7 protein-coding genes are annotated in these 8,047 nt (G+C 66.8%); 2 read left to right on the forward strand and 5 right to left on the reverse strand.

Annotation, left to right across the window (positions count from 1 at the left end; translation table 11 throughout):
• Positions 1 to 64: 64 nt before the first annotated feature.
• From D7T59_RS20855 to ppsR, 5 genes are all read right to left on the reverse strand, one after another.
• Positions 65 to 1,426: an MATE family efflux transporter gene (locus D7T59_RS20855; protein ID WP_180863240.1), complete on the reverse strand. Its 1,362-nt coding sequence runs from the start codon at positions 1,424 to 1,426 to the stop codon at positions 65 to 67.
• Between the two features lie 133 nt (positions 1,427 to 1,559).
• Positions 1,560 to 2,186, reverse strand: a complete 627-nt coding sequence (locus tag D7T59_RS20860; protein ID WP_180853475.1) for a DUF2239 family protein — start codon at positions 2,184 to 2,186, stop codon at positions 1,560 to 1,562.
• Positions 2,187 to 2,329: 143 nt separating this feature from the next.
• Positions 2,330 to 2,818 (reverse strand): NUDIX hydrolase, encoded by a 489-nt coding sequence (locus tag D7T59_RS20865; RefSeq protein ID WP_180853476.1) that lies wholly within the window; start codon positions 2,816 to 2,818, stop codon positions 2,330 to 2,332.
• A 42-nt stretch (positions 2,819 to 2,860) separates the two neighbouring features.
• Positions 2,861 to 3,370: a DUF1249 domain-containing protein gene (locus tag D7T59_RS20870; protein WP_164135782.1), complete on the reverse strand. Its 510-nt coding sequence runs from the start codon at positions 3,368 to 3,370 to the stop codon at positions 2,861 to 2,863.
• A gap of 220 nt (positions 3,371 to 3,590) precedes the next feature.
• The gene (gene ppsR, locus D7T59_RS20875) at positions 3,591 to 4,412 is read right to left on the reverse strand and encodes a posphoenolpyruvate synthetase regulatory kinase/phosphorylase PpsR (RefSeq protein WP_006452040.1); all 822 of its coding nucleotides are present in this window, start codon (positions 4,410 to 4,412) and stop codon (positions 3,591 to 3,593) included.
• A gap of 144 nt (positions 4,413 to 4,556) precedes the next feature.
• Here ppsR and ppsA point away from each other — a divergent pair, with 144 nt between their 5' ends.
• The gene (ppsA, locus tag D7T59_RS20880; protein ID WP_180853477.1) at positions 4,557 to 6,935 is read left to right on the forward strand and encodes a phosphoenolpyruvate synthase; all 2,379 of its coding nucleotides are present in this window, start codon (positions 4,557 to 4,559) and stop codon (positions 6,933 to 6,935) included.
• Between the two features lie 154 nt (positions 6,936 to 7,089).
• Positions 7,090 to 7,986: a mechanosensitive ion channel family protein gene (locus tag D7T59_RS20885; RefSeq protein WP_180853478.1), complete on the forward strand. Its 897-nt coding sequence runs from the start codon at positions 7,090 to 7,092 to the stop codon at positions 7,984 to 7,986.
• Positions 7,987 to 8,047 lie beyond the last annotated feature (61 nt).

The following is an 8,047-nucleotide window of genomic DNA, read 5'->3' on the forward strand; positions in this document are numbered from 1 at the left end:
CGTGGTAGAGCCGGCCGCTGGCCGGCTGCCCCGGCCGCTCCGKATTGCCGGCCWGCGGCCGGCGCTACCCAGCCTGCACCCGACGCCAGCGAGCAAAACAGAGCGCCTGCAGCACCAGCATCGCCACCAGTCCCAGCGGCCACGCCCACCACAGGCCGGTCAGCCCGTGCCGCGCCTGCAGCCACATCGCCAGTGGCAGCTCCAGCAGCAGCACCGCCGTCATGCCCAGCAGCGCCGGCAGCAGCACGGTTCCGCTGCCTCGCATCACTCCGACCAGCACCGCGCTGCCTCCCATCGCCAGCACGCCCCATACCACCGTGCGCAGCTGCGATGCGGCCAGTTCGCGCACCTCCGGCGCCGCCAGGATCAGGCCGGTCAGCCACGGCGCCAGCGCCATCACCAGCAGCACCACGACCGTCAGCATCGCCAGGCCCAGCATCACGCCGGTGCGTGCAATGGCGGGCAATCGGGCCGCATGCCCTGCCCCCATCGCATGCGCGGCGAGGATGGTGGCGGTGATGCCCAGCGACATGGCCGGCAGCTGCACCCAGCTCATCAACTGGTTGACCGCACCGTAGGCCGCCGTGGCGGCATAGCCATAGCGGTTGATCCAGCCGAGCAACACGATCTCGGCAACGGCCAGGCTGAGCATCTGCAGCGATGAAGGTACGCCGATGCGCAGCATCGAACGAATGATCACGCCATCGAAGCGGATGGCCCTCAGCAGTTCATGGCCTGGCGCCAGCGGATGCCCCAGGCGATGCCAGCGCCACAGCAACCAGACCAACGCCAGCAGCGAAGCAGATGCCGCCGACACCGCAGCACTGGCCGCCCCCAGCTGTGGCAGGCCGCCCCAGCCCAGGATCAGCAGTGGCGTGCACAACAGGCCGAGCACGGTCGCCAGCAGCAACGCATGCAGCGGCGTTTTCGCGTCACCCACTGCGCGGCTCACGGCCGTCGCCAGCCACAGCAGGAAGAACGCCGGGGCACCCAGCAGCAGCACCCGCGCATAGACGATGGCCTCGCCGAGGACCGGCGCCGGCGTCCCCAGTGCCGTCAGCATCTGCGGCGCGAACACGCCGCCCACGCCCATCACCAGCAGCGACATCAGCAGGGCAAGCGCCACCGCGCTGCCGGCCACCGCGCGTGCCCGCTGCGGTTGGGCGGCGCCCCAGGCCTGGCCGATCAGCACCATTGCGCCCGTCGCCAGGCCCATCACCAGGGCCATCAGCAGGAAGAACACTGGAAAGAAGGCAGCAGCGGCAGCCACCGCCTGCGTGCCAAGCAGATGGCCAAGGTAGACATTGTCCAGCGTGCCGGCGGCCAGCTGCAGTGCATTGGTCATCAGCATGGGCAACAGCAGGGCCAGGTAGGTGCGCGACAGCGGCGGCGCAACCGGAGGTGTCGCGTGTGCGGAAAGGCTCATGGGGTTTCTCTGGGCAAGGCGCTGCCCTGCCCGGCGTTTCCGCCAGCAAAGCAAGCACGAGGGAAGCGGGCAGTCACCCGCGATCAAGCGGCGCCGCCGTTCAACCACGGCGCCCTGGGTCGGTCGTCAGTACTTAAACAGGTGGGATATCAAAGGCCAGCCGCAGGGCGTGATCGCGCACATCCCCGGGCCAGCGCTGCAACGCCGCTTCCAGGCCCGCGCGGTCCTGCGCGAACAGGAGGCGGATGGCTTCCTCGAAGCCGGGCAGGTCACCGGCAATGGCCTGCAGGAAGTGATAGGCACGCTCGGTATCGCGGCGCTGACGGTCCTTGTCGACACCCGCACGGCTGGCCGCTTCCACCAGCCTGCGCAGGACCACGGAGGCCCCACCCGGCTGCTCGGCCAGCCACGCCCAATGGCGCGGCAGCAATGTCACTTCGCGCGCAACCACGCCCAGCTTCGGGCGACCGCGGCCACGTGGGAGTGGCGGTGCATCTCCGGTGACTTCGACGTGGGCTTCAACGTCCGTCTGCAGCGGCGCCGGAAACGCGTCGGCCACCCGCGCCAGCAGTTCCGCGTCGCTGCCGCGCGTATCGAAATCGCGGGTGCGGCCGGTGGCATTGTCGAACACCAGCAACGGACCTGCGGCGTTGTCGGCGCGCAGCTGTTTGAGGGCCAGCGCGGCCACTTCCGGCGTACCGGAAACGACCAGGCGATGGCCGTCGAAGCAGCTGAAGGGGGGCAGTCGGGACGCAGGCATGGCAGGGGCATCGGGGGTGATGCACAAATATTGCCCGGGTAATTTGCGTCCGTCAATATCACCCGGGTATTAATAGACCAGAAGAGCGTGCCAACCAAGCTTGGCACCCACCGGACGGGTTGGCAGCTACCCGATCCGCCGGTTCACAGGCGGCTGTAGGACCAGCTCACCATGCGGCCGTCCTTGTACGGCATTACGCCGTGGAACGGGCGCGGGTCGGCGTCGAACACCAGCGGCAGGAAGTTGCGGTCACCTTCCCACATCGGCAGCGTGCCCAGCTTGTCCAGGTCCACCCACTCCAGCGTGCCCTCGTGGTTGCCGCCGTGCGGGGTGCCTTCAAAGCGGTCGATGACGAACACGAAGCCCAGCCAGTCCTCGCCGTGCTTGCCAAAGCCCGGCCAGCTGATGGTTCCGCGCAGGCGCATTTCCGTGCAGTCGATGCCGGCCTCTTCCTGGATCTCGCGGCGCATGCTGGCGGCCACGTCCTCGTCCGCTTCGATCTTGCCGCCCAACCCGTTGTACTTGCCCAGGTGGTGGTCACCGGGGCGGGTATTGCGATGGATCATCAACACCTGGCGACGATCAGGCGACAGCACGTAGCCCAGGGTGGCGACGATCGGGGTATACGGCATGGGGCAGCATCCAGCAGCAGGTCAGCCGTGGATTATGGCCGATCAGCGCACCAGCGACAGGCGGCGTTCGGTGGGCGTGCCTGCGCCCTCGGGATCACGGCGCAGGGTGGCTACGCCGTGGCCGCGCTCGGCCAGGTATTCCAGCCACTTGCCGAGGAAGGTGTTCATCCGCATGCGGTGGCTGATCAGCTCCGCCGGCGGCGGGTACAGGCCCATGGTGTCCTGCCAGCGGCGGCCGACGTAGCAATGGGTGGTCTCGGCCTGGCGGGCGTCACGGTACAGGCGCACATAGGCCGACGGATCGGGCTCGCCGGTGACCGGGTCGGCCAGGTCGTAGGTCAGGCGCAGCTCCACCGTGTAGCGGTGGCACTCGATCACGTCCAGGCGCACGTCCAGACCGTCGCCGATCGAGGAAATGTAGCTGCCCGTCGCCAGTCCGGCCGGTTCGAACAGGCGCACCAGATGGCGGTAGTTCTCCGCATACAGGCCCATGAGCCAGCTCAGCCGGCTCAGGCGGGGAATGCGTTCGGTACGGGGCAAGGCTCGGGCCATGGGTCGATCCTACACGTTGGTGCTTCAACGTGGGGGCGCCTCGAGCCACAGCCAACCCGTCGGTCGCTGTCACCGCTGTAGAGCCGAGCCCGCGCTCGGCTGCGCTTCGGCCAGAACCCGGTGGCCCAGCCGAGCATGGGCTCGGCTCTACAGGGCGCAGTTGAAGCGCCCCCTGGGTAGTGCCGGCCGCTGGCCGGCAGCCCCGCAGCGCGGGAAAGGATCAATACAGCTCGCGCTGCAGCCCCAGCGTGGCCAGCACCTTGCTGGAGATCTCCTCGATCGAGGTATGGGTGGTGCTCAGGGTCGGGATGCGCTCCATCTGGAACATCACCTCGGCCGCGGCCACCTCGCGCTTGCAGGTGTCCAGGTTGGCGTAGCGCGAGTTCGGGCGGCGCTCCTGGCGGATCTGCTGCAGGCGGTCCGGGTCGATGGTCAGGCCGAACAGCTTGCGCCGGTAGTTGCGCAGGCGCGGCGGCAGGCGGTCGCTTTCCAGGTCCTCGTCGGTCAACGGATAGTTGGCCGCGCGCACCCCGTAATGCAGGGCCAGGTAGATGCAGGTGGGCGTCTTGCCGGCGCGCGACACCGCCACCAGGATCACGTCGGCATCGTCGTAGTTCACCGCGATGCCGTCATCGTGGGTCAGGGCGAAGTTCATCGCGTTGATGCGGCGGTGGTAGGTGTCGAAATCGACCATGCCGTGGGCCTGGCCGACCCGGGCCAGGCGCGGGCTGGCCAGTTCGCGCTCCAGCGGCTCGATGAACGGTGCGAACACATCCAGCATCAGCGCCCCGCTGTCGGCCAGGATCAGGCTCAGGCTCTGGTCCACGCAGGAGTTCACTACGATCGGCCGGACCTGGTACCGCTCCCCCGCCGCCTGGATCCGGGCACAGGCTTCACGCGCTTTTTCGGGGTCGTCGACAAACGACATCCGGTCGGTAATGAAGCTGAACCCGGAGAACTGGGTCAACAGGCTATGCCCAATGGTTTCAGCGGTGATACCGGTTCCATCGGAAACGTAGAACACCGGACGGATGGTCGACATGCGCGCTTTTACCCCCTACGAAGCTTAAAAAGGCCGCCAGCACAAGCTTGTGCCGACGGTGCTCTGCCCGGCATCATATCGGCTTCTTCCTACGGACGCGGCCACTCAGCCCGCCTCGGGCGATGGCCAAACGGAGCATCGCGCTTGAACGAGAACATCCTGTGGTTGCACGAACTGCGTCTGGCCGATCTGGCCCGCGTAGGCGGCAAGAATTCGTCGCTGGGCGAGATGATCGGCAACCTGGCCGGTCTGGGCGTTTCGGTGCCGGGCGGTTATGCCACCACCGCTGAAGCCTTCAAGGACTTCATCGCGCACAACGATCTGTCCAAGCGCATCTTCGACAAGCTGGCCACGCTGGACGTCGAGGACGTCAACGCGCTGACCGCCGCCGGCAAGGAAATCCGCACCTGGGTGATCGATGCCCCGCTGCAGCCGCAGCTGGACCAGGACATCCGCACCGCCTACGCCAAGCTGAGCGCCGACAACGGCGGTGGCGACGTGGCCGTTGCCGTGCGTTCGTCGGCCACCGCCGAGGATCTGCCGGATGCGTCCTTCGCCGGCCAGCAGGAAACCTTCCTCAACGTCACCGGTGCCGATGACGTCGTGCACAAGGTCAAGGAAGTGTTCGCCTCGCTGTACAACGACCGTGCCATCGCCTACCGCGTGCACCACGGCTTCAAGCACGAGGACGTGTTCCTGTCCGCCGGCGTGCAGCTGATGGTGCGTTCGGGCGTCGGTTCCTCCGGCGTGCTGTTCACCCTGGACACCGAGTCCGGCTTCCGCGACGTGGTGTTCGTCACCTCCTCGTTCGGCCTGGGCGAGATGGTCGTGCAGGGTGCGGTGAACCCGGACGAGTACTACGTCTACAAGCCCACCCTGCAGGCCGGCAAGCCGGCGATCCTGCGCCGCTCGCTCGGCAGCAAGGCGATCCGCATGGTGTATTCGGACGTCCCCGGCGAGCGCGTGAAGATCGAGGACACCCCGGTCGAACTGCGCAACACCTTCTCGATCAGCGACGAGGACGTGCAGGAACTGTCCAAGCAGGCGCTGGTCATCGAAAAGCACTACGGCCGCCCGATGGACATCGAGTGGGCCAAGGACGGTGTCAGCGGCAAGCTGTTCATCGTGCAGGCGCGCCCGGAAACGGTGAAGTCGCGCAGCCACGCCACCCAGATCGAACGCTTCGCGCTGACCGAAAAGGGCGGCAACGTGCTGGCCGAGGGCCGTGCCGTCGGTGCCAAGATCGGTTCGGGCGTGGCCCGCGTGGTGAAGACGCTGGACGACATGAACCGCGTGCAGCCGGGCGACGTGCTGATCGCCGACATGACCGACCCGGATTGGGAACCGGTGATGAAGCGCGCTTCGGCCATCGTCACCAACCGCGGTGGCCGTACCTGCCATGCCGCGATCATCGCGCGCGAGCTGGGTGTGCCGGCCGTGGTGGGTTCGGGCAACGCCACCAAGGTCATCGAAGATGGCCAGCTGGTCACCGTCAGCTGCGCTGAAGGCGATACCGGCTTCATCTACGAGGGCAAGCTCGGCTTCGAGCGCACCACCACCGATCTGGGCAACATGCCGCCGGCACCGCTGAAGATCATGATGAACGTGGCCAACCCGGAACGTGCCTTCGACTTCGGCCAGTTGCCGAACGCCGGCATCGGCCTGGCGCGCCTGGAAATGATCATCGCCAGCCACATCGGCATCCACCCGAACGCGCTGCTGGAGTACGACCGCCAGGACGCCGCGACCAAGAAGAAGATCGACGAGAAGATCGCCGGTTACGGTGATCCGGTCAGCTTCTACGTGGACCGCCTGGCCGAAGGCATCGCCACCCTCACCGCCTCGGTCGCACCGAATGCGGTGATCGTGCGCCTGTCGGACTTCAAGTCCAACGAGTACGCCAACCTGATCGGCGGCAGCAACTACGAGCCGCACGAAGAGAACCCGATGATCGGCTTCCGCGGCGCCAGCCGTTACGTCGACCCGAGCTTCTCGTCCGCCTTCGCGCTGGAGTGCAAGGCCGTGCTGCGCGTGCGCAACGAAATGGGCCTGGACAACCTGTGGGTCATGATTCCGTTCGTGCGCACCCTGGAAGAAGGCCGCAAGGTCATCGAGGTGCTGGAACAGAACGGCCTGAAGCAGGGCGAGAACGGCCTGAAGATCATCATGATGTGCGAAGTGCCGTCCAACGCACTGCTCGCCGATGAGTTCCTGGAGATCTTCGACGGCTTCTCGATCGGCTCCAACGACCTGACCCAGCTGAGCCTGGGCCTGGACCGCGATTCGTCGATCGTCGCGCACCTGTTCGACGAACGTAACCCGGCGGTGAAGAAGCTGCTGTCGATGGCGATCAAGTCGGCGCGTGCCAAGGGCAAGTACGTCGGCATCTGCGGCCAGGGCCCGTCCGATCATCCGGATCTGGCCGAGTGGCTGATGCAGGAAGGCATCGAGTCGGTGTCGCTGAACCCGGACACCGTGGTCGATACCTGGCTGCGCCTGGCCAAGCTGAAGGCCAACGGCTGATGCCGTGATGGCCTCAGGCTGACGTCGTGTTCATCGGCGTCGGCCGATACTGCTGCTGCACGCAAGCCCCGCCTCTGCGGGGCTTCGTGTTTCTGGCGTGTACGCACGCCCTGCCCTACGCAGACACCGTTTCGCAGCAAAGGACTTCTTCCACATGATCGCCACAGCAGCACCCGCCGCCCCCGCCGCAACGCCCTGGTTCCACTCGCTCGACTGGGAGCGCCTGCTGGAGACCTACGGTGTGCCGTTGCTGGCCGCCATCGTGGTGCTGCTGGTCGGCATGTGGGTGGCACGTCGTCTGTCCAACGCGATGCCGCGCGCGACCGCGCGCATGGGCGTGGACCCGATGCTGGGCAACTTCCTGCGCAACGTGGTCTACGCCGCATCACTGGTGATCGTGGTGGTACTCGCCATCGGCACGCTGGGCGTTCAGATCACCCCGCTGCTGGCCGTGCTCGGCACCGCAGGCCTGGCCGTTGGCCTTGCGCTGAAGGATTCGCTGTCCAACATCGCCTCGGGCGTGATGCTGGTGACGCTGCGTCCGTTCCGCGTCGGCGACGTGGTAACCGTGGCCGGGCAGACCGGCACGGTGCGCGAAGTGCGCATCTTCCAGACCGTCCTTACCGGTGCCGACAACCAGCACACGACCATCCCGAACACGCTGATCACCGCCGCGCCGATCATCAACCTGACCGCCGAGCCGACCCGCCGCGTCGAACTGGTGATCGGCATCGGCTACGAAGACAACATCCAGCTGGCACGCGATACCGCATTGGCGCTGATGAAGGCCGACCCGCGCGTGCTGCAGACGCCAGCACCGGACGTGGTGGTGTACGAACTGGGCGCCCACGCGATCAACCTCGGCATCCGCTGCTACGTGAAGTCGGCCGACTGGTTCGGCACCAAGGTGACGCTGCTGGAGCAGCTCAAGCTGGGCTATGACAAGGCCGGCATCAACATTCCGTATCCACAGCAGGACATGCACCTGTACCTGCATGGCAAGGATGGCGGCGTGGTCGAGGCGGACGCACTGGTGCGCGACACGCCCTGATCCCAAACAGAAATGCCGGCCAGCGGCCGGCACWACCCWGCCCCGCGCATCCWGGTAGTGG

Source organism: Stenotrophomonas maltophilia, assembly GCF_013464915.1.
Taxonomy (GTDB): domain Bacteria; phylum Pseudomonadota; class Gammaproteobacteria; order Xanthomonadales; family Xanthomonadaceae; genus Stenotrophomonas; species Stenotrophomonas maltophilia_AT.